This window comes from Desulfobacula sp. (assembly GCF_030145145.1).
In the GTDB taxonomy this organism is placed as follows: Bacteria; Desulfobacterota; Desulfobacteria; order Desulfobacterales; family Desulfobacteraceae; genus Desulfobacula.
Genome location: NZ_JAQYWD010000011.1, coordinates 13,376 through 35,221, shown reverse-complemented (window position 1 = coordinate 35,221; position 21,846 = coordinate 13,376). Strand labels below are relative to the sequence as shown.

The following is a 21,846-nucleotide window of genomic DNA, read 5'->3' as shown; positions in this document are numbered from 1 at the left end:
TCATTAAATTCAGAAGGCATCATTACCCTCTGAAGGATCATGCTTAACGTGTTATGAACTTAAATGCTATAACTGTGCCAACTTTAATTTTGCCTGTGATTACAAATATTATTATTGTTATAACTATTTATATGTGATATTTATCAGATCTGTATGTGAAATATAATATTTTTTTAACAATATGATAAATATCACACTTTTAAGAACCTGATATGAAAATTGATGATTATGCATTTTTCCATGAAGCAACACTAAATATCTGCGGCAGCCTGGAGTTGAAGGCAGTTTTCAAAAATTGTTTTTTATTTTTGAAACAATATATCCCCATCAATAGCATTGACTGCAATCTATTCGATCTTGAAACGGGTGGATTCAAATTCATTGCATTTGCATCTGATTTTGAATTAAAAATACCACTCAACCAAACCCGGTTTCTATCAAAAAAAGCCCAGGCAGAATTAAAATCCGACATCGGGAAACCCTACTTGATTGACATTGACGGTAGAAAAACCATAACAAGGGAAATCGCCCAGACAACGGGTTATAAAACAGCCTCCGGCATCGGTATCCCCCTTCAGATTGAAGGCGATCAGATGGTGGTGATCGGTATGATGACAAAAGAAAAGAATGTTTTCTCTCAAAAGCATCTCCGGCTGATACACATGCTTCGGGATCCTTTCTCAATTGCCATTTCCAACCACCTTCGCTATCAGCAAGTCGTAAAACTGAAAACAATATTACAAGATGACAAGCAATATTTGCAAAAGGAACTTCATCGAATTTCAGGTGACGTTATCATTGGTGAACAATCCGGACTTCGCTATGTCATGGAAATGGTCAGACAAGTTGCCTCTTTAGACAACCATGTTCTTCTGCTTGGAGAAACGGGAGTGGGTAAGGAAGTGATTGCGAACACCCTGCATTATTCTTCAGATAGACGAAAGGGTCCATTCATTAAAATAAATTGTGGTGCCATCCCTGAAACGCTTATCGACAGTGAATTGTTTGGTCATGAAAAAGGGGCCTTTACTGGTGCAATGGCCATGAAAAGAGGTCTTTTTGAACGGGCTGACAAAGGGTCGGTCTTTCTTGATGAAGTCGGCGAACTGCCGGCAGCAGCACAAATTCGACTGCTGAGGGTTTTGCAGGAAAAAACTATCGAAAGAGTTGGTGGAACCGAAAACCAGACACTGGATGTCCGGGTCATCGCGGCAACCCACCGAAACCTTGGAGAAATGGTCAAAAACGGATATTTCCGGGAAGATCTCTGGTATCGGTTGAATGTTTTTCCCATCATCATCCCGCCGCTTCGCCAGCGCAAAGCCGATATTCCTGGTTTTGTAGACTATTTTATCGATCTTAAAACCCGGGAGTTGAACCTGGGCCAACGTCCGGTTGTCACTTCCGAAACAATTGATCGGTTAACGGAATATGACTGGCCCGGTAATGTCAGAGAGTTGGAAAATTTTATAGAAAGATCGCTTATTCTCAGCAGGACAGGACGATTTGAAGGAAGACTTCATTTCGATGATCGTCATCTGTTAAATTCTACCCTTCCGTCTCCAAGGCAATTGGGTTCTCATGACCCTGAAGTACTTGACCTGGAAGATATTAACCGGCGCCATATCTTGCATGTTCTCCAGTTGACAAAAGGTAAAGTACAGGGGAAAAATGGTGCCGCTGACCTGCTGGGAATCAATCCGGGTACCCTTCGGTCCCGCATGCGAAAACTGCAAATCCCTTTCGGAAGAAAAAAGGATATGATTTCGGCCGATTAATCCTTTTTATTCATGCTGATGGACTTTTCAAATTCTTTGAAGAATTTATCCTTTTCTTTCCAGTCCGGTCCAAAGCGGTTGCTAAGATACTTGCCGAATGTATCAAAAAAATATGACCAGGACGCTTTTTTTTCTTTGAGGACTGCTGTTTCTAAAAATTCCTTTAACTCAAATAACTTTTCCTTTGGAAGAAAAAATACCGCCCCCAGCTTTATGGATTGTTTTAATGCCTCTGGTGTCAAGGCATGAGCTGTCAGCATGGTGGTGGGAAACCCCCTGTGCACAGAATCCTTCAGCAACTCAAACCCATCCACTCCCATAATATCCAAAATAACAATATCATACGTATAACTTGCCAGGTATTGCTTTGCCGTATCGTAATCCTGGGCCTTGTGCAAAAGGCACATGGAAAGTTCTTCTTGCACTGTTTCAAGAATATCGGCTTCATCATCAACTATCAGTATCACTTTATCTTTTAAAGCGCTTTCCTTTGTCATCGGGTTCCCTCCAAATTTGCTCATTATCTTACCAAAACGAGTTTTAGGTTTTTCTTTATGAAGTTTAATTTTATTTTCAGACTTTTGTAACGGGTAGCAGGATTTAGGAGTCGGAAAACAAACATATGCCCGTGTTCCGGAAGATCCATTGATTTCAAAATGACCTTTAAGTTCATCTTTAACCAGGGTTTGAACGATGGTCAATCCTAAATTCCCATCCTTTTTAGCATCAAATGCGTCCGGCAACCCGGGACCGTCATCTATTATCGTGACGGATATATCATTTTTTTGTTCAACAATGATCTGGAGTTTACCATTTTCTCTCCCTTTAACGCCATGCTGGATGGCATTAAGAACAAGTTCATTCACTACCAGTGAAAGTGTGGTTGCTTCCCTGGAGGGGATCATGGTGAGTGTATCGGAAACATCCAGGGTAATGTTAATTTTGTGGGAAGCTTCTGACTCGCAGAATTTAATGATACTGTCCATAAGCCGGTGGAGATCAACAAGACCAATCTCACTCTGGGAGAGAGTGTCGTGAACCATGGCAATACTCATAATTCGCGCAATACTGTCTGACAAGGCCTGGTCTGCTGTAATACTGTCAAGACGGCGCCGCTGCATCCGCAGGAGACTGGCAATATTCTGCAGGTTGTTTTTCACGCGATGATGAATCTCTTTGTAGAGGGTTGTGTGTTTATGAAGACTCCTGTTTTCTATGAACATGGCAATCTGGGTGGAGATGTTCTGCAAAAATTCCATGTTTTCAAATATACGCTCTGTTTGAAGAGACCACTTATATTGTCGGAGGGAAAATAAATTTAAAATCCCCCTTAATTCTCCTTTTAATTTGATGGGTAATGAAACAAAACTAAAATTAAATGGTGCGATCAACTGGATGGGGTGCATCATCCCGGGTTCATTGGTATAAAAAAGGGGTTTTTCATGTTCGATCTGCCACCTGGCAAGTCTCTCGTCATTTTCTTTTTCCACCTGGCCGATTTTCATATCTTCATTTGAGGTGATGGCTTCTTTTGTCAGCAGCTGATGTGTTCTATCGATCAGCCACAGACTTACGAATGATAATTTTAAAGACCGTTTGATATGGTTTAATATGTTCTCAGATTGCAGGCCATTTTCCTCGGTTTTAGATAATTCATTGCCGATCTGGTTTAGAATTTCAAGCTGCCGCAGTTTAACATTCAGATGGCTGTCCAATTCAATTTGATGAAGGCCATTCGCTGCCATTTTACCGATTGTTCTGGCCAATTGGATATCTTCTTCATTGAGACCCACGGCGGAGTCCTTAACTCTCAAAACCATTACCCCAAAAGACTTTTCATGGCTATCCAGATGGATATACAAGAACCCTGGTTGTTCTTTGTTTATCTGGATTTTGTCGGGGAACTTTTCAAAATCAACCGCACTTGCCAAAGCCAATGTTCCATTTTGACCCTCAGACAGATAAAAGGCACCATACGCCCATGGGAAAGATACGGCCAGCTCTGACGTCAGAGAGGTGAGAAGCCGGCCCACATCGGTTTCATTTTGGATCACCTCATTCATTTTGGAAATTGACTTTATTTGAAGTGCTTTTTTTTCAAGTTCATCATTAAATTTTTCATATATGTTTTTATTCTTGTTCACCAAAGAGGCAATGGGATTCAATTCATCTGAGAAAACCAGGGTAGAAACAGAATGATTATTATACACAGGGAGACCATCATCCAGAACACCTTTTTCCCCATAAGAATAGAGACCACAGAACGAGAGATTTGCATTCTCCCGGACCCGTCTAAGGTCTTCCTGTTCCGCTTGATTTTTCATTCTCAATGCACAGGACAGCATGATGATGGATGACGGTTTGTTTAAACCGCCGTATAGAACGGCTTTATTATATGCGGCAACCCCGGCATTTAGCACCTCGTCATCTTTAGCCCGCATTAAGCTCATGACCCGGGAGTTTTCAATGACATGGGCGAACTGAATAGATCCATCGTCTAAAAGACGTTCCGGCACATGCAATATTGAATTCCCATACATATCCACAGATCCAAGGGGAAATTGCTTGAAAGGCGGTACACCCACCTGAAAGTTTCCTTTGATGTGCAGCGGATCCATTTTAAGCAATTCAGCATAAACATCAACAGCCGGCCGTTTATCAAATTCATGGATAAAATGACCGGAAGCGCGTGTTACCATCACCTGTTTTTTGGTTGGGATAAATCCATGTGCCATTCCCAAACCAAAGAGAACATCTGTTTCAAGAAATGCCAGGACTATGGCATCGTTTAATACACGATTGTTGATAATTTGATAGTTTGGTCCATAGTGAAAAAAATCGGATGAGCTACCGCCAAATATGGGTATCCGATTGGCAGAAGATTTTCGTAAGACAGAGTGGATATCATGGCTGGAGGAATATTTTTCAGTTGTTGATCCAGGGGAAAAAACAATGAGAAGAACAGGTGAATTTCCAGAAGTGCCTCCTGAAGCCATGCGAAGCATTTGATGCTGTGGATGGAGATAGTCAAAGTATTGATTAATCCCTGCATCCGACAGGCTTTCACTGACGGCTGTTTGGAAGTTTTGGCTGACATTGTTCCCGGCACCGATTCGAACTCTAATATGAGGGGACGCCAGAACACATACAACAACACTGTTTGCTGCAAAGCCGTTTGCAATGGCAGCAGCGGTGCCTGTTCCAATCAGAGGACATTCCTTTATCATCTCTTTTATCCCCTTTGTGATCCCAGGGATATCCAATTCAGAGGAAACAAAGGCCATTGCAAGACAGGGTTGGAATTGCTTAATCTGAGACAGTGCTTCTGAGGCCGCCTCGCGACCCAGTTCAGCGTGATCTTGTTCTGGATGATGTAAGGTTGCCTTTCCAATACCGGATTCAAAATAATCGGCCATGTCACTCCTTCAGATAAAAGGTAATCTTTGAGACACTCATAACCAAACCTGCTGATTTAGTCAAATTCATCAAAAGGGGCTTGGTCCTAACTTCGCCCAATTGTCGTAATTGATGGTTCGACGGGGTCATGGTTCGACGGGGTCAGGCTTGTGTTATTGTGCTTTTGATAACAGACTGTAATGGCAAAGGAATTCAGCAAAAGCGTCAATAACGCAAGCCTGACCCCTCTTGGATATTGGCCGAAACGATGATCAAGCCCATCAAAAGCAACCCGGATATAATCCATGACCGAACACCTTTAATTTATCCCCCCAGGTAGGCTTTGCGGACCGCCTCATCCTCAATCAAGTCCCTGGCCAATCCTGATTGTCCGATATGCCCGTTTTCTAAAAGGTAACCTCTATCCGCAATTGCCAGACTCTGGCGGGCATTCTGTTCTACAAGCAGGATACCGACACCTGTTTTTTTCAGAAGGGTGAGCACCTTGAACACTTCAGTTGTCAGCAACGGAGAGAGGCCCAGAGAGGGTTCATCAAACATCATTATATCCGGTTGGGACATGATGGCGCGTCCAATGGCAACCATCTGCTGTTCACCACCGCTCATTGTCCGTACGAGTTGATTTTTTCTTCTGGCAAGGACTGGGAAAAGGTCAAATACGGTTTTCAGATTTTTATTTTCATGCTTCCGCGCCCGTTTGGGGTTGGCCCCCAGTTTCAGGTTTTCGCCGACACTTAATTCACCAAAAACACCTCTGCCTTCCGGAACAAGAGCAATCCCTGCTTCCACAATGGTATGGGGTTTTTTGTTCTGAATTTGTAGGCCATTGATACTGGCCTTAAAGCCATTTCCTGCCGGGATCATACCGCCAATGGCCTTCAAAAGTGTTGATTTCCCAGCGCCATTGGCGCCCAGTACTACGACGATCTCACCTGAGTCAACTTTCATCGATACGTTGTCCAGGGCGCGGTGATGCCCGTAAGCCACGGACATATTTTCAATTCTAAGCATCTGAATCCCCCAAATAAGCCCGTATGACTTCCGGGTTCTTTAATGTTTCTGCCACTTCTCCATCCGCAATTTTAACGCCGCTGCTCATCACCACACATCGATCACATAAGCTTCGAATAGCGTCCATAACATGCTCTACAAGTATGATGGTTCTTCCTTCAGCCCGCAGGGAATGAATTAACTCAATACCGATCTGCAATTCGGTTGGATTCAACCCGGCCAGCCATTCATCAAGCAATAACAGTTTGGGATTCCCGGCCAATGCCCTTGCCAGTTCCAGACGTTTTTGATCGATATAGGTCAATTGTTCTGTGGGCTTAAATGCCAAGGCTGCCAGTCCGACTTTTTTCAGCAGATGTAATGCTGTTTCTTCTGCATTTTCTCCCCACATTCTGTGATATCCGAATACACCACCTGAAATAACGTTATCGATGACACTTAAGGTTGGTAAGATTTTAACCAGCTGGAATGTACGGGATATCCCCAGTTGTGATATTTTATACGCCGGCAGGTCTGAGACAATTTTTTCTTCCAGGCGGATTTCACCTGAGCTGAGTTTCAAAGCTCCGGAAATCAGGTTCATCACTGTTGTTTTCCCTGAGCCATTGGGACCGATGAGACCCAGAACTTCGTGTTCAGTCACCTCGAAATCCAAATTGTTAACAGCCAAAAGTCCGCCGAATCGTTTGGTAGCACTATTGACCTTCAAAACAACCGGTTTACTCATGTGTCCTCTCCTTTTTCTTTGAAAATCGTTTGGTGATTCCCTCAATTCTACCAATCAACCCGTCCGGAATCAGATATACAATCAGCAGAAAAGCAATGCCCAGCAGAATACTTGAGTGATTGGGAAATCTAGCAGAAACCATATCAAACAATAATGTAAAAGGAACAACGCCAATTAAGGGTGCCCATAGCGTCCGGGTTCCCCCCATCAGAGACATGATGACCACTAAAAATGAAATCATGGGATTAAACGCGGAGGGGGGTTCGATATACGCAAACCGCGGTGCAAGAATCGCCCCAATGACAGCAATATAGGCACCGGAGATAAGGAACAGCAATACCTTTGCCTTTGCCGAGTCAATACCGACATGGGCGGCAACCGTCTCATCATTGCCGATAATTCTCATGGCAAACCCCAACCGGGAACGATTGATCAGCCAGCCTGTAATAAAGATAAGGACCGTCAATGCCAGCAACATCCAATAAATGTGTGCTTCACTAAAGTCGGTGAGAACATAAAGTCCGATTCCTGTTGTAAAATTGGTTTGGATCCATGTGACAATCTGGCGAATCAGCTCCGCCATACCCAACGTAAAAATGACAAAGTAGACGCCTGACAAACGAAGTGTTGCAATGCCGACCAATCCGGAAACAACCCCACCGATGAGGGCCGCGATGATTAACAGTATGGGGAATGGCAATACGTCTATCCCGATGCCGACGACATAGGTTCCAAGACCAAAGAATGCGGCTGTGGCAAGGGAAATATAGTGTGTTGGTCCTGAAAAAAGGACCCAGGCAGTACAAAGTGCGACATACATAACAATGGTCAATCCCAGCGACAGGATGTACCCCTGGTCGAGCAGCGGCAGACAGGCAAGTATGGCAACAGCAACCACCATGTATAGTAAAATACGGATTTCATCTTTTGTTATTTTTATCATGTCGTTTGTCTCCCGAACAACCCCTGGGGCCTGAATAACAGAATAAGAATAAACAGAAAATAGGTAGCGGCAATGGTTAATCCGGGATCTATAAGGGTTGCCGTTGCAGTTTCAGCTATTCCAAGAATAAGCGCTGCTATCACGGCACCGCGGACATCTCCTACACCGCCCATGATAACAATGATCAATGCCTTCATCGTAAAGACAACCCCCATGGAAGCATTAAAGGTGTAAAAAGTAGACAAAAGAGTGCCTCCTGCGGCCGTCACAACACCTCCCAGGGCAAATGCAAATGCAGAAACACGATCAACATTGATAGCCACCAGTCCGGCGGCGGCAGGGTCAACCGCAACCGCCCGGACGGATGTTCCATAACGGGTATGGGTAAGAAAAACATAGAGTGTTCCTGTGATCAGAACGGCTGCCAGAAATGCCACAATCCTGTTCAAGCCGTATGCGGTTCCGGCAATCGTGTAGGATGTGGACAGAAAACTATAGCTGAAATACTCCCCGCCAAATCCCACCAGCATCAAGCCTTCCAATAAGAAGAGAATTCCAAAGGTAGCCAGAATGCTGTCCACCTCCAGCATTGCTTTGTTCTTGGCACGACGTACCAGCGGTAAAAGCAAGAGTGAATAGATTGCCCAATTGAGTATAAATGCCGCCGGTGCGATCAGAAAAATACCTAAAATTGGATTTATTTTGAGACTGTTAAACATCCAGAATGTGCAAAAACATGACGCAACAAGTGTCTCACCCGTTGCAAGATTCATGATACGAGCCACCCCGTACTGTATGGTCAGGCCAACTGCAATTAATGCATAGGCACCACCCAACAAAATACCCGTAATAATTATTTCCATAACCCCGGAACTCCTAAACACTATAAAAAGGCCTGAAACTGTTGCCAGATCAGGCCCTTATTGATGACAAAAAAAGATCTATTTCCAACCTGTTTTAATGATTGGCTCTTTTTCCCCATCCAGACCTGTGGAAGCAACGCCATAGAACACACCATCCTGCCACTGCCCCATGGTCCAGAATTTACGATTGATGTTCCCATCAAAGGTAATCTTTCCCATAACTGTATCAAATGTGCCGTTCTTTATTGTTTTAATGACCTGGGGATGATCAATGGTGCCTGCGCGTTCAATGGCCTGCTCAAGAACCTGAAGGCTTGCATAGGTAGTGGCACTGGCCCAGTAATCAGCGGCCACACCGGTAACTTCAAGATGGCTCTTGAAATAGGCTTTCATCTCCGGTGTGTCAGGATTTATCCCACCTGCACCGAATATGCCCTGCGCTGCCGAACCGAATCTTTTTTCAAAAGCAGGAAAGCAGGTCGCAACACCGACATAAAATGCCTTAACCTCTAAATTTGAAATTTTGGCCTGTTCGGTGAGTGCAAACGTATCAGGCGGATAACTGAAGGCAACAAATGCATCTGGTTTGGCATTCTTTGCTCCATTGATTACCGGTGCTAAATCCTGTGTTCCAAGAGGGTAGGATGTTTCATATACAATTTCAAAACCGGCCTTTTCCAATGCGGGTTTGCCAACATGAGCCAGTTCAATACCAAAGGCATCAGCAACATTTACAACCGCAACCTTGTTGCCTATCTTTCCCTGGTCACGCATTTTTTTAAGGACATCGGCTACTGATTCGGCAAACCCTGTGGATGTACCCAGGGTTAAAAACATATTCGGCCATCGTTTGGTAAACTCATCCCCCTTGTCAGTAATGGAACTGACAGCGATATGGGGATACCCGTATTTAGCAAGTATGGGGGCAACGGCAAGGTTTATCCCGGTACCATAAGGTGCAACAACAAAATCAACCTTATCCTTGTTGATCATCCGTTGAATATTTTTAACCGCATCCGTAGGATGGCTTCTGTCATCATATTCAAAGATTTTAACAGGCATGCGTTTGTCACCTACTTTGATTCCGCCCTTGGCATTAACCGTGTGCTCCCATAGTTTCAAATTCGGCCACTGGGTAACCGCCGTACCGCCACTCAGGGGGCCGGTTTTCGCCGCAGACATTCCGACCTTGATGACGTCCTGTGCCTGCACAGAGCTAAATCCTATCATTACGCTGATCAATCCAATGCTCATGGCCTTACATAAATTAGATACTCTCATTTTTTTCCTCTCACTTTTTTAGATGACATACGTATTTAAAATTTAACTGAATTAAATATGTCCATGCATATTACACAGAACATGCTGGTACATCCCACCATCAACGGGAATATTTGCACCCCTTATCCAGTTACTGTCGTCACTGCACATAAACGCAATAACCGGTGCAATATCTTCGGGACGTCCGGGCCGGTCCATCACCTTTGCATCTTCTGCAGCCCTTTCACCCAGGGTTTCAAGAAAATCAGGGAGGATCGGGGTTTCAACAGGTCCGGGGCTCACGCAGTTCATTCGGATGCCCCGGTCACGCCAGGTCCAGCGATTCATCATGGTCCAGACAATCAGGGTTTCTTTGGTGAAAAAATAAGACCGCCCCCCCCCTTCTTCTACACCATTTGATTCGCAGAATGCCTCAGTGGCACTAAAATCCCTTAATGCCAGTAAGGCTTTGATCTGGTCCCCGGCTTCCGGCCAGCCGAGACCGGCAAGGGACGCAATATTTACGATTGAAGCACCATCGTTTAACTTGTCAATCATCCGTTCGGTAAAATGTCTGAGTCCAAGAAAATTAACTTTCAGTACCAGTGCCCGTTCTTTTGTCGGAGGAAGGCCTGCAATGTTGCACAAGGCATCAATTCCATCCGGAACAGATGCCACTGCTGTTTCAATTGATCCTGGATCTGAAAAATCAACGTTTATATATTGATCTATATTGGCCTGGGGTTCATTAATATCCATGCCAACAATACTGGCTCCTTTTGCCTTTAATAGTTTGGCGGTTTCAGCACCAATACCGGATGCGGCACCGGTTACAATAATTTTTTTTCCTGTTAACATCATTATGTCCTCTGTTTGTTAATGTATCGTATTAAATTCGTTAATCCTTCCATTTCCTTGGATGATGTTAAAAACCAGAAACATGAAGGGACTCTTATCTAAGGCAATTGCTATGCCCAGTTTTTCAAATCATAATAGCCCCGGGCGACCCGGTAGCGGCAAATCTGCTGCCCGCCCAGCCAGAGCTGGAATATCTTGGCATCCCTGAGACATTTTTCGTAGCCAAAGTCTTTTGAAATTGCCATGGACCCCAGGAGTTCGGCACCCTTATTCACGATTTCAACCGCCTTGTCCCCGGCAAAAACACGGGTGGCAGATGCTTTGGAAATTAACTGCGGGCTCCAGGGCGGACCGTATACATCCAGGTTGTCCAGCATGCAGCTCAGGTTGTAGACGCTGGCCCGCATCATATCAATACCAATGGCCATATCGGCCAGGATCCCTGCCACCATGCTGTGCTGCCGCACCGGCTTGAATCCGCCCATCCGGGTCCCTGTATACGCCAGAGCAAGCTCAAATGCCCGCTCGGCAACGCCCAGGGCCATGGCAGACGAATGCCACCCGGTTCCCACTTCAAAAAAATGATAAATATTGGCATCCATACCCGGACCGGCCAGGCGGTATTCCTTGGGCACCCGGACATTGTTATAATAGATCGATGAGTTGATGGATGTTTTAAACAGCATCTTCTCTTCCGGTTTTCCAAAGGTCAGGCCCGGTGTATCCTTGGGAACATAAATCAAGGCGATTCCCTCATCGCCGGCTGAAGGGTCTGTATTGCAGACCGTCAGATAACATTCTGCAACGCCGCCGTGGGTCGGCCAGGACTTGGCACCATTGATCACATATTCATCCCCTTCAAGCCTTGCCGTGGTCTTGATCCCTCCCCCTGCAAGCAATGGATTTTCCGAATCCGCCCCACCCTGCTCATCGGTCATGGAAATGCAGGCATAAGCCAGTTTGTCACCCGTGAAGCGGGGAATGAACTGGTCCATTACAAATTTATTTTCAACCACCATTGCCGGTTTGAGAATGATCCCGGCATTAATTCCAACGGACAGGCTGATGCCGGCATCCCCTTTGGCCAGTTCTTCAGTGATGATACACAAGGATTTCATGGAACCGTGTCCACCGCCGCCGTATTCTTCCGGATACCCATCGGCTTGAACCCCCATATCAACCAGCTTCTGGTGCACTTCTTCTACAAGACTGTAATCTGCCTCCAGCTCCCTGGTCCTGGGCATAATCTCTTTTTTGGTAAACTCTCGAATGGTTTCTCTGATTTGAAGATGTTCTTTGGTTAACAGATGTTCTAAATTCACGATGCCCCCTCCTTTATGTAAAATTTATTCACTTTTTTCGTCATAAACCTCCATGCCTGCCAACACATAAAAATCCGCCACCCATTTGGAAAACCACTGGGGGAAAAATTCTTCTTTAAATGTTTTTGAATTTCTATCCTTGTCCCAGTCTGCCAGATTTGTACTGTCTAGAATCCCAATGTATTTAAACGGGGGTTTGGTTTCTTCCGGCGGGATGCTCTCTTTGCCATTTCCTTTCACCCCGCCCAGCATATTCACAAGGGTGAAACTTTTGACCGAACTCAAGCTCAACAGGGTTGGGCCCTTGTAATCGGCACACCATTTTATGTAATCTTCATCTGTTACATCGTCTCTCAGGTTATAGAGGATGATTTCTTTTGCCATGTTGATTCTCCTTTTTGCTGCTGTTTATTGATTTGTTTTTCTCCACCGTTTCCTGATTTTTGGGGTATGTTTGGGTTAACCCCGGTTCAGGCATATCGGATGAAAAAACAAAAAAAGCCTCTTTTGTCCTGCTGTGGACAAAAGAGGCTTCATTACCTCTAACGTATTTTTTCCTGTCCGGCTATAGACAGGGGAGGCACCATTACCTCCAAAAATATTTTTATTTAGTGATGTTTAGCATAGTTAATGTTTTTTTCAATGTCAAGCAATAAAAAAAGAGCAATTCTAAATATGAAACATCAGGCTAGGGTCAGGCTTGCTTTATTGCGCTTTTAGCCTCTTCAAGAACCGATTTTTGATAAAAAGCACAATAAAACAAGCCTGACCCGTTCAAGAAAATGCCAAAATGAGAATTGCTGTCATACCCAGAATAATCATTGATACAAAGGCGTCTCTAATGTGTTTATTTTTCCTTCTCTGTTGAACGCCGATAAAACAAACTCAGGCAGCAGCCGATAAGCCTTATATTATCTCATTACTTTTTATAAAAAAGTATAAATAATCATAAAATATGATTGACAATGAATTTTATGGTGCTTATTTTTCCGACATGAGAAAAGATGCTGTATGTATGGCATCGCCAAAACAAAGTGCAATATATAAATCAGGAGTAAAAAAATGAAAAAAATTATAGGAATAGATCTTGGCACGACCAATTCATGTGTATCCGTAATGGAAGGCGGTGAAGCCAAAATAATCATGAACCGGGAAGGCGGAAGAACCACGCCATCGGTTATGGCGGTGTCTGAAAATGGAGAGCGGTTGGTGGGCCAGATTGCCAAGCGGCAGGCCATTACCAATCCCGCCAATACGGTTTTTGGGGTTAAAAGACTGATCGGACGAAAGTTTGATTCGCCTGAAATTCAAAAGGATATCGGCAAGTTGCCGTTTACGATTGAAAAAGCCGGCAATGGGGATGTCTGTATCAATCTTCGGGGAAAACAATACAGCCCGGCAGAGGTATCCTCTCATATCCTGGCGGAAATTCGCAAATCCGTAGAGGAATCCCTTGGTGAAACCATAACCGATGCCGTCATTACCGTGCCGGCATATTTTGATGACAGTCAGCGCCAGGCCACCAAGGATGCTGGGAAAATTGCCGGTCTGAATGTCCTGAGGATCATCAATGAACCCACAGCAGCTGCGCTGGCCTATGGCCTGGACAAAAAGAAAGAGGAAAAAATCGTTGTATTTGACCTGGGCGGCGGCACCTTTGATGTTTCCATCCTGGAAATCGGTGATGGGGTTTTTGAAGTCAAGTCTACCAACGGCGACACGCATCTGGGCGGTGAGGACTTTGACTTTATGCTCATCGATTATCTTTCAGAAGAATTCCGCCGGGACCAGGGAATCGACCTGAGAGGCGATAAAATGGCGCTGCAGCGATTAAAAGAAGCCGCTGAAAAGGCCAAGATGGAATTGTCCACATCCATGGAAACCGATGTCAATCTACCCTTTATCACGGCGGATGGGTCCGGCCCCAAGCATTTGAACATTAAAATCACAAGGGCTAAGCTGGAATCCCTGGTTTCAACCCTATTGGATAGGCTTATAACACCCTGCCAGACCGCACTAAAGGATGCCGGTCTTTCTGCCCAAGACATAAATGAAGTGATCCTGGTGGGGGGTATGACCCGCATGCCGGCGGTCCAGGACCGGGTAAAAACATTTTTTGGCAAGACCCCCAACAAGGGCGTGAATCCGGATGAAGTTGTGGCAATAGGCGCGGCTGTCCAGGGAGCGGTTCTGAAAGGCGATCTGAAAGATGTCCTCCTGCTGGATGTCACCCCGTTATCCCTGGGAATTGAAACCCTGGGCGGTGTCATGACCAAATTGATTGAAAAGAATACAACCATCCCTGTTCGGAAGAGTGAAACCTTTTCCACAGCCGAAGACAATCAGCCGGCGGTTTCCATTCAGGTCCTCCAGGGTGAACGGGAAATGGCATCCGGTAACAAACCGCTGGGTCGATTTGATCTGGTTGGCATTCAACCGGCACCCCGGGGCCTGCCGCAAATCGAGGTTACCTTTGATATTGACGCCAACGGGATTGTCAATGTTTCAGCAAAAGACACGGCAACTGGAAAAGAACAGTCCATTCAGATCACCTCCTCATCCGGCCTTTCTAAAGAAGATGTGGACAGATTGATAAAGGATGCTGAATTGCATGCTGAAGAAGATCAGAAGTTAAAGGCCCGGGTAAATGCGAGAAACACAGCCGATGCGTTAATCCACGCCACTGAAAAAACCCTGGCTGAAATGGGCGGACAAGTCGATGGAAATATTCGAATGGAAGTAGAGGAAGCCATCAGCAACTTGAAACAGGTTGTGAAAAAAGAAGATACCCAGAGTATTCTGCAGAGGACTGAAGCCTTGAACCAGGCAGCACACAAACTGGCTCAGGCGATGTACCAGCAATCCAACAATCCGGGCGATGGCCGTCATGGGAATGGAAACCCTTCCGGCTCATCCTCCGCAACAAACGCGGATGAAGATGTGGTGGATGCAGAATTCGAAGAAGTGGCATAACGCCCTTTAAAACAACTGACCGTCAGCAAAAAGAGAAGTGGTTTTTGACAAACTGCTTCTCTTTTTGCCTTCAAAAATATGAACACAAATTATGGGCACAGCCAAAGCGCTGCATCCTTAAGTTCTTTGAACAACACCGAGCAGACCGGACCTTTAACCAGTCGCGTCAGCAGGTTGCTTTCACTGCTGGATCTTCCCAGGGCAACGGCTGCATATGAATTCTTTTCAATGAGTTTCAGTATTTGTTTTGCAGGATTGCCCGAGCCAAGCGGTTGAAATCGGATCATATCGTCAGACAACCCGTGGTCCACAAAAATTTTTCTATATTGATCCATCAGGGAGGATTGGGCCGCCAGGGATTCCAGGACCAGTATATCCACCCGGTGCCGATGTTCAAGCCCCACAATAAAACCGACATGATCCGCCATCTGAAAGGATGCCCCTGACCCATCAGCATAGAACAGGATATTTTTACGGGCAGGGTTTGACGATCGGCAAAGCCAAAGCGGAAACGCAACGGTCTCTTTAAAAATCGCCCGACTCACACTGTCTTCAAAGGCTGCTTCCAGCATTGAAAGTCCTCTTCTGCCCAGGACAACCGCATCGTAGGATCCTTTCTCACCTTCCTGGATAATATCAGTAACTTTTGAAAAAACCTGTGTCTGTATTATTTCCGTCAGGTTTTCTTTCTGAAATCCCATATCAAGGCATTCCTGCCTGACGGTCTCCATTGCAGCTTTTCCCTTGGCCAGAATTTTTCTCTGCTGCTCTTTCTGTCTGGAACCTGCCTCAAGACTTGTTTCATTTTCAAATGCGGCCGCCGGTTTTGGGGCCGAATAAAACAAGGTCGATTTAATCGGGTGTTTGTCTGAAAAAAAATCTGAAACAAATCGAACACCATATATTGCGCTTTTCTGCTCTGAAACAGCGATTAAAAAATGTCTGTCCATGATCATCTCCTTTTGTTGAAACTTTCAGCGGTGGATGTTACTTTTTTGTCCGGCGTAATCTGCGCCACTTTAATCTTTGCCGAATTTGACGCGCCCTGTTTCGGATACGGGCTTTGATTTTTTCCTGGTACTGATTCATCATTCTATACACCACAAAGTATCCTGCGACGGCCAGCGGCAATCCAATCAGGATACCCCCTATCGTCATGGCAACAAAAATCCCGGGCGCCTGCTGTATCATTGCCAATAGGGATTCCATGGTCAAATGGCGGGTCAGTATCAGCGGTTTTTCCAGTCCGATCAGCTTGGATCCGAGGAAATAGGTACCGCTGTAGATAAAGGGGGCTGTAATCGGATTCGTCACCTGAACCCCTATGACGGCCGTTATTTTGCTCCATTTCAAGAGGGATGCCATAAAAACGGCAAGCAGTATCTGAAGACCCATAGACGGGCTGAAACCGATAAAAAGGCCAAGGGCAAATCCCAAGCCTATTTCACGCGGTGTTCCCCTGATTTTAAGGAACCTGTCGTAAATCCGTTTGACATATTTTATTATCATTACCCTGCCGCATACCCCTTTTCGTTCCCCAGGAGAAGGGTTGCATTATTGACCCTTTTGCCGATTTTTTGCCCTGGATGTTCAGCCGGGCTGTCAAAAGCACAATAACACAAGCCTGACCCTGTTCACTGTTCAATAATTTAAACCATAATGAAAATTGCTGTACTCTATCACATCCCATTGCAAATAAAATGAGTTTTTATCATACAAGAATCCAATGGAGAAAAAAATGTGAAAAAATGGTATAGGATAACAAAATAATCCCGGTATGGAGGAAACAATGTGAGTATAGATAAGGACATCCGTATGACCCATAACAAACGGTTACACCCGAGCCATTATTCCCCTGGCCGCCATCATTCACCATTGATGGGACGGGCATCATGACCATTGCCCTGATCTATCCCCCCACATGCGATCCCACAGCGCCCTATCTGTCCGTGCCCACCCTCACGGCCTGGCTCCGTGCCCACGGAAAAACGGTGCTGCCCGTGGATGCCAATGTGGAGGCCTATGATCGACTGCTGCGCGGGGACGTCATGGCAGAAATGGCCCAGAAAATCCGGGCAGCCCACCAGGTCCTGGACCAGAAACCATCCCTGGATCACATTGACCAGATGCACTATTCCCGCCTGGGGGAAGTTGCCCCGGATCTGTCCTGGGTCAACGATACCATTGACGATGCCGTTTCCGTACTCAGGGATCGCACCGGCAGGCGGTTTTTCCATGGGACAACCTATGAACGGGCTGTCCAGACCGTACAGGCCGGGCTGGCGATTATCAGTGCGGCTTACAGTCCTTTGTTTGTTGATTTTACCGGGTACCGAACCCCGTTTTCACTCTTGACCCCGGAACAGATCAAAACAGATGCTGATCCGGAAAACAATCCGTTTCAGGAAACCTTTCAAGCAGTGGGCAATCGCCTGGCTGCAAACAAAATCACCCTGGTGGGAATTTCCATGGCCTTTCCCGGACAGATCCAGCCGGGGTTCTCTTTGGCCTATCATCTGAGACAACGGCTTCCCGGGGTCCACATCACCGTGGGCGGACCGGCCATTACCCAGATCCTGGTGCGGCAGACCCCGGCAAACCAGGTCCGGGTATTGGGACCCTTTGATTCGGCCGTGCTGTACGAAGGGGAGGCGGCACTGCTGGAACTGGCAGACACTCTGGACCGGGGAGAACGGCCGGTAAAAATTATCAGCGGCCGTACCCATACCCGGCTGGACCGGCTGCCAGCCCCTGATTTTGACGGACTTCCCCTGGAAACCTATTTTTCACCGGAGCTGGTCCTGCCCTATGATCCCACCCGGGGATGCTATTGGGGCAAATGCGCGTTCTGCCATTACGGTCTGTGCCGTCAGGGAACTGCCCAATACCGTGAGCGACGGGTGGCGGACATGGTGGCGCACCTCAAACAGATGGCATCCCAATGGGGATGTCGGAACTTTTATTTTTCCCAGGATGCATTTCTGCCGAAAACCGCCCAAAAACTGGCCAAGGCCCTAAAGGCAGCATCCCTGGAGATTCACTGGTCTTCGGATATGCGGCCGGAACCGGAACTGACACCGGACCTATGCCGGGATCTCAAGGCCGGCGGGGCCCTGTCCGTGGCCCTGGGCATTGAATCGGCCGCCCCCCGTCTTCTGAAACTGATCAACAAGGGCGTGGGCGTAAAAACAATGCAGGCTGCCGTGGAAAATTTGGCCGAAGCCGGTATTGCCGTTGAAGCCATGTGCTTTAATGCCTTCCCCACGGAAACCGCAGCCGAAGCCAGGGCCACCCTGGGGTTTATCCGGGCCTTGAAACAGCAGATCTCCTTGTTTATCTGCGGAAAGTTTGGCCTGTGGCACGGATCCCGTGTTGCCCTGCATCCGGAAGACTACGGCATTCAACGGATATGGCAGATGGCCGGTGATGAACTGGGCACCGGACTGTTTTATACGTCCCGGGTTTCCCCCCGGTCCCTGCAGGATCAGGACCGCATTGACAGGGCCATTGACAGGCTGTCAGATCAATGGTGGCTCCATGATTATCCCTGGGCCGGGGCATTGTCAACGGCCCACACCCTGCTGTGGTATGCCCGGAAAGGAACCGGCGTGTTCCGGACCCATGCCGTAACCCCGCGCCGCGTGGTTATGCCCGGGCAGCAGCCGCCCCTGAAAAGCCGTTATGATATGGAACAGATAATGACCCGGGCCCAGGATCATGAGGCTGGAATCTGGCAGACCCTCATCCATGAGCAGGCCGCGGTGAGCCCCGGGCGGTATGACGTCCTTGCCAGGACACTGCCCCGGGCCTTCCCCGCCGGGACAAAGGGGCGGGGCAAAGGCCGGAGGAGGCCGAAAAGACGATGATCGACTTTTAGGATTGTACTTTCTTGCCGGAATGGGGTATAACCCATTTTCATTTTAATCAACACAATCGAATAACCATAAACGAACAGGATAGTGAACATGAACATCGATTTTGCAGCCATTGCTGAACTGAATATCCAGGATCCCTTTGCCGCCATCTTTCCCATTGGAACGGACACCCTTGAATCCATCCGGCAGGACATGGAGACCAACGGGTTTGACCCGATGTTCCCCATCCTCATCTGGGAGGGGAAAAACATCGTGGTGGATGGCCATACCCGGCTGGCGGCGGCAAAGGCAATGGATATCGAAGAAGTGCCGGTCCTGTTCAAAAAGTTTGAAACCGAAGACGATGCGATTCTGTACAGTTTCCATATCCAGCGGAACCGCCGGAACATGACCGATGAAGATATCTTAAGATGCCTTGAATTGCTTGACACGGTCCATGGTGCTGCACAAAAGGGGCAAAACCAGGGAACCCCTAAGCTGAACCGGAAAGAAACCAACGCAATCCGGGCAAAAGAACTGGGCATCAGCCCCCATAAAGTTGAAAAGGCCCGCAAGGTCATGGCGCATGGAAATGATGAGATCCTGAAAAGTGTCAACACGGGTGAAAAGTCCATTAACCGGGCATTTCAGGAAGTCCAGGAGATCCGCAGGGAAAGTGGTGAAATAAAAGGGAAGCCCTTTACCGGACTTGGCAGTGCCGCAAAGTACACCCAGACCCTTGGCAAATTTCTAAAAGAACTGACCCGGATCCGGGAAGACGGCTGGCAGGATGTATCCCAGGCGAAAGCCCTGGCCGATCTTGAGGCCATCCGGGACCTGATCCAGAGCCCGGATGACTTCTAACTGCCCTAGTTAAAACTTAAGGGTTGCCCTGTTGTCCCGGAATGGGGTATATTTTTTCTGTTTTATTCAACATAATCAAATACCAAACCGTGGTGAAGAACATGACAATCAATTCTGCTGATTTTTCTGATACCTATCTGGACACCTTGAACAAGCTGTTTATCAACCGGAACACAACATCCATATTTCCATGTATTCAGGATCTGGCTGACAACGGGCTTAAGTTGGACCGATTTTCCAATGGGGAGCGCCTGCCTTCCCGTCAGGACGTAACCCAGTACCTGGCCGCCTGGTTCAACTATAGCGGACTGTCCGCTGACGCGTGTCAGGAATGGATGATTGAATATTGTATGGATGTGCTGTCCGCCATATCCGCCAGCTCAAAATCAAAAATTCGGCATAGCACCAAGTCCAACATCAAGTATATTTACACGTCTGATGTCACCTTTGACTGCAATTGTGAAAAAAACCCGTTCAAAGCCACTTGTGAGCCAACCTGTCCCGTGTATAAAGAAATGGCAGATCTCGCCAAAGCCCGGGAAGCCGAAACGCCCCGGGAATTTTATGAAAGGAAAAGGGACCCGGTGATAATCCGGGAAATAGCGCCGCCGCCCCCATCTGTTAAGGATGAATACAGGGAGCAGTTTGAACGGGCCCTTAAGGTGGCACAAGATCATTTAAGTCAATGGGTTTCCAAAAAAAAAATTGTCACCTTATTGAATGCCGACGGGTTCAAAACAAGGACAGGAAAAAAATGGTCCTATTCGACCTTAATGAATGAATTAAGAAAGCTCACCGAAGATGACCCCATCGAATAAACGGCGATCCGATCCGGTGAACGGATTTTTCAGGACAAGGTCTTGCTGAACCGGGCCCAGGCAAGGGTGATGAAGGCTGCGGCCAGGGCTGCCTGACCCGCAATGGCCGGCCACAGGACCTTTACGCCCACACCTTTCATGACGATGCCTCGCAAGATTTCCAGATACCAGCGCATGGGATTCAAAAAAGTGGCATATTGAACCAGATCCGGCATGTTTTTTATGGGAAACATGAACCCGGACAGCATCACACAGGGCATTAAAATCAAAAAACTGGTGAGCATGGCCTGCTGCTGGGTTGCGGCACTGGCGCTGATCATCAGGGCAATGCCCATGTTCCCGAACAGGTAGAGCCCGGAAAGGCCATAGAGCAGCAGGATATTTCCCTTGACATGGATATCGAAGACCACAAATGCCACACACAGCATGATGGTCATGGAGATGTAACTGGTGATCATATATGGAATGGTTTTGCCCAGGATAAACTCTATTTTCCGGATGGGGGTGACCATGACCTGTTCTATGGTACCGATCTCCTTTTCCTTGACAATGCCGATGCTGGTGAGCAGCAGGCTGAAAATGAACAACATCACGGCAATGAGGGACGGAACAAAATAATAGCGGCTTTCCTGGTTGGCATTAAACCAGGCCCGGGACTGGGTGTCCACCAGGTCCGGCTGGAGGGTCATCCCCTGCTGCTGCACCTGGTGCATGAGTTTTCGATTTGAATACGCCTGGATAATATGGCCGGCATATCCCTGGACAATGGCGGTGGTATTGCTGTCCGTCCCATCTGTCAATACCTGGACCCGGGCAGTTGACCCCCGGGCAAGGGTCTGTTCAAACCCTGATGGGATATGAATCACCGCCCTGACAACGGCATGATCCAGCAGGTCTGCCATTTCTTTCTGGGACCCGGCCATGTGCCATATCTGAAAATAGCCGCCGGCCGTGAAGTCGTTGATCAATTCACGGGATGAGGCGGTTTTATCCATGTCCAGCAATGCCGTGCGGATGTGGGTCACATCCGTGGTCAATGCAAAGGCCATGATCACCATCTGGACCACGGGCATGCCAAAAATGATCATTCGCATACGGGGGTCCCGCAGCATTTGTAAAAATTCCTTGATGAGCATCTGTTTTAACCGGTGTATCATG

17 protein-coding genes are annotated in these 21,846 nt (G+C 47.0%); 5 read left to right on the top strand and 12 right to left on the bottom strand.

The genetic code is table 11. The annotated features are described in order from the left end of the window. Positions 1–212: 212 nt before the first annotated feature. Positions 213–1,778, top strand: a complete 1,566-nt coding sequence (locus tag Q1Q15_RS07885) for a sigma 54-interacting transcriptional regulator (RefSeq protein ID WP_300458236.1) — start codon at positions 213–215, stop codon at positions 1,776–1,778. Here the strand turns inward: Q1Q15_RS07885 and Q1Q15_RS07880 are convergent. The 9 genes from Q1Q15_RS07880 to Q1Q15_RS07840 form a co-directional block, all read right to left on the bottom strand. After that, positions 1,775–5,194 carry an FIST N-terminal domain-containing protein gene (locus Q1Q15_RS07880; RefSeq protein ID WP_300458235.1) on the bottom strand — a complete coding sequence of 1,140 codons (3,420 nt, stop codon included), beginning with the start codon at positions 5,192–5,194 and terminating at the stop codon, positions 1,775–1,777. The genes Q1Q15_RS07885 and Q1Q15_RS07880 overlap by 4 nt on opposite strands. 304 nt (positions 5,195–5,498) lie before the next feature. After that, the gene (locus Q1Q15_RS07875) at positions 5,499–6,206 is read right to left on the bottom strand and encodes an ABC transporter ATP-binding protein (RefSeq protein ID WP_300458234.1); all 708 of its coding nucleotides are present in this window, start codon (positions 6,204–6,206) and stop codon (positions 5,499–5,501) included. Next, positions 6,199–6,933, bottom strand: coding sequence for an ABC transporter ATP-binding protein (locus Q1Q15_RS07870; RefSeq protein WP_300458232.1), 735 nt, complete (start codon positions 6,931–6,933; stop codon positions 6,199–6,201). Before Q1Q15_RS07870 ends, Q1Q15_RS07875 begins: the two co-directional genes overlap by 8 nt. Further along, a complete protein-coding gene (locus Q1Q15_RS07865; protein ID WP_300458230.1) occupies positions 6,926–7,876 on the bottom strand; it encodes a branched-chain amino acid ABC transporter permease in 951 nt (316 codons plus the stop codon). Before Q1Q15_RS07865 ends, Q1Q15_RS07870 begins: the two co-directional genes overlap by 8 nt. After that, entirely contained in the window at positions 7,873–8,739 is an 867-nt protein-coding gene (locus Q1Q15_RS07860; RefSeq protein WP_300458229.1) for a branched-chain amino acid ABC transporter permease, read from the bottom strand. The genes Q1Q15_RS07865 and Q1Q15_RS07860 overlap by 4 nt, the downstream gene beginning before the upstream one ends. Positions 8,740–8,817: 78 nt before the next feature. Continuing rightward, positions 8,818–10,020 carry an amino acid ABC transporter substrate-binding protein gene (locus tag Q1Q15_RS07855; protein WP_300458228.1) on the bottom strand — a complete coding sequence of 401 codons (1,203 nt, stop codon included), beginning with the start codon at positions 10,018–10,020 and terminating at the stop codon, positions 8,818–8,820. A 51-nt stretch (positions 10,021–10,071) separates the two neighbouring features. Next, on the bottom strand, positions 10,072–10,860 hold the full coding sequence (locus tag Q1Q15_RS07850; RefSeq protein ID WP_300458227.1) for a coniferyl-alcohol dehydrogenase: 789 nt from the start codon (positions 10,858–10,860) through the stop codon (positions 10,072–10,074). Positions 10,861–10,967: 107 nt separating this feature from the next. Then, on the bottom strand, positions 10,968–12,179 hold the full coding sequence (locus Q1Q15_RS07845; RefSeq protein WP_300458226.1) for an acyl-CoA dehydrogenase family protein: 1,212 nt from the start codon (positions 12,177–12,179) through the stop codon (positions 10,968–10,970). A gap of 24 nt (positions 12,180–12,203) precedes the next feature. Beyond that, positions 12,204–12,563, bottom strand: a complete 360-nt coding sequence (locus Q1Q15_RS07840) for a hypothetical protein (protein ID WP_300458224.1) — start codon at positions 12,561–12,563, stop codon at positions 12,204–12,206. 678 nt (positions 12,564–13,241) lie between these two features. Between Q1Q15_RS07840 and dnaK the strand changes: the two genes are divergently transcribed. After that, positions 13,242–15,152: a molecular chaperone DnaK gene (gene dnaK / locus Q1Q15_RS07835; RefSeq protein WP_300458223.1), complete on the top strand. Its 1,911-nt coding sequence runs from the start codon at positions 13,242–13,244 to the stop codon at positions 15,150–15,152. An 89-nt stretch (positions 15,153–15,241) separates the two neighbouring features. On the opposite strand, the gene Q1Q15_RS07830 is transcribed toward dnaK, so the two are convergent. Then, positions 15,242–16,102 (bottom strand): hypothetical protein, encoded by an 861-nt coding sequence (locus Q1Q15_RS07830; RefSeq protein WP_300458222.1) that lies wholly within the window; start codon positions 16,100–16,102, stop codon positions 15,242–15,244. A 37-nt stretch (positions 16,103–16,139) separates the two neighbouring features. Next, on the bottom strand, positions 16,140–16,661 hold the full coding sequence (locus Q1Q15_RS07825) for a DUF2062 domain-containing protein (protein ID WP_300458221.1): 522 nt from the start codon (positions 16,659–16,661) through the stop codon (positions 16,140–16,142). A gap of 383 nt (positions 16,662–17,044) precedes the next feature. Between Q1Q15_RS07825 and Q1Q15_RS07820 the strand changes: the two genes are divergently transcribed. The 3 genes from Q1Q15_RS07820 to Q1Q15_RS07810 all read left to right on the top strand — a co-directional run bounded on the left by Q1Q15_RS07820 (position 17,045) and on the right by Q1Q15_RS07810 (position 20,688). Next, a complete protein-coding gene (locus Q1Q15_RS07820) occupies positions 17,045–19,018 on the top strand; it encodes a radical SAM protein (RefSeq protein ID WP_300458220.1) in 1,974 nt (657 codons plus the stop codon). 99 nt (positions 19,019–19,117) lie between these two features. Beyond that, the gene (locus tag Q1Q15_RS07815) at positions 19,118–19,870 is read left to right on the top strand and encodes a ParB/RepB/Spo0J family partition protein (RefSeq protein ID WP_300458219.1); all 753 of its coding nucleotides are present in this window, start codon (positions 19,118–19,120) and stop codon (positions 19,868–19,870) included. Between the two features lie 101 nt (positions 19,871–19,971). Next, the gene (locus Q1Q15_RS07810) at positions 19,972–20,688 is read left to right on the top strand and encodes a hypothetical protein (protein WP_300458218.1); all 717 of its coding nucleotides are present in this window, start codon (positions 19,972–19,974) and stop codon (positions 20,686–20,688) included. A 29-nt stretch (positions 20,689–20,717) separates the two neighbouring features. Here Q1Q15_RS07810 and Q1Q15_RS07805 read toward each other — a convergent pair whose 3' ends face one another. Beyond that, a complete protein-coding gene (locus Q1Q15_RS07805) occupies positions 20,718–21,845 on the bottom strand; it encodes an ABC transporter permease (protein ID WP_300458216.1) in 1,128 nt (375 codons plus the stop codon). Between the last annotated feature and the right edge of the window lies 1 nt (position 21,846).

Excerpts from the sequence above, each read along its gene's own strand:
- Q1Q15_RS07885 (WP_300458236.1), top strand. The coding sequence starts at position 213 with ATGAAAATTGATGATTATGCATTTTTCCATGAAGCAACACTAAATATC.
- Q1Q15_RS07880 (WP_300458235.1), bottom strand. The coding sequence starts at position 5,194 with ATGGCCGATTATTTTGAATCCGGTATTGGAAAGGCAACCTTACATCAT.
- Q1Q15_RS07875 (WP_300458234.1), bottom strand. The coding sequence starts at position 6,206 with ATGCTTAGAATTGAAAATATGTCCGTGGCTTACGGGCATCACCGCGCC.
- Q1Q15_RS07870 (WP_300458232.1), bottom strand. The coding sequence starts at position 6,933 with ATGAGTAAACCGGTTGTTTTGAAGGTCAATAGTGCTACCAAACGATTC.
- Q1Q15_RS07865 (WP_300458230.1), bottom strand. The coding sequence starts at position 7,876 with ATGATAAAAATAACAAAAGATGAAATCCGTATTTTACTATACATGGTG.
- Q1Q15_RS07860 (WP_300458229.1), bottom strand. The coding sequence starts at position 8,739 with ATGGAAATAATTATTACGGGTATTTTGTTGGGTGGTGCCTATGCATTA.
- Q1Q15_RS07855 (WP_300458228.1), bottom strand. The coding sequence starts at position 10,020 with ATGAGAGTATCTAATTTATGTAAGGCCATGAGCATTGGATTGATCAGC.
- Q1Q15_RS07850 (WP_300458227.1), bottom strand. The coding sequence starts at position 10,860 with ATGATGTTAACAGGAAAAAAAATTATTGTAACCGGTGCCGCATCCGGT.
- Q1Q15_RS07840 (WP_300458224.1), bottom strand. The coding sequence starts at position 12,563 with ATGGCAAAAGAAATCATCCTCTATAACCTGAGAGACGATGTAACAGAT.
- dnaK (WP_300458223.1), top strand. The coding sequence starts at position 13,242 with ATGAAAAAAATTATAGGAATAGATCTTGGCACGACCAATTCATGTGTA.
- Q1Q15_RS07830 (WP_300458222.1), bottom strand. The coding sequence starts at position 16,102 with ATGGACAGACATTTTTTAATCGCTGTTTCAGAGCAGAAAAGCGCAATA.
- Q1Q15_RS07825 (WP_300458221.1), bottom strand. The coding sequence starts at position 16,661 with ATGATAATAAAATATGTCAAACGGATTTACGACAGGTTCCTTAAAATC.
- Q1Q15_RS07820 (WP_300458220.1), top strand. The coding sequence starts at position 17,045 with ATGACCATTGCCCTGATCTATCCCCCCACATGCGATCCCACAGCGCCC.
- Q1Q15_RS07815 (WP_300458219.1), top strand. The coding sequence starts at position 19,118 with ATGAACATCGATTTTGCAGCCATTGCTGAACTGAATATCCAGGATCCC.
- Q1Q15_RS07810 (WP_300458218.1), top strand. The coding sequence starts at position 19,972 with ATGACAATCAATTCTGCTGATTTTTCTGATACCTATCTGGACACCTTG.
- Q1Q15_RS07805 (WP_300458216.1), bottom strand. The coding sequence starts at position 21,845 with ATGATACACCGGTTAAAACAGATGCTCATCAAGGAATTTTTACAAATG.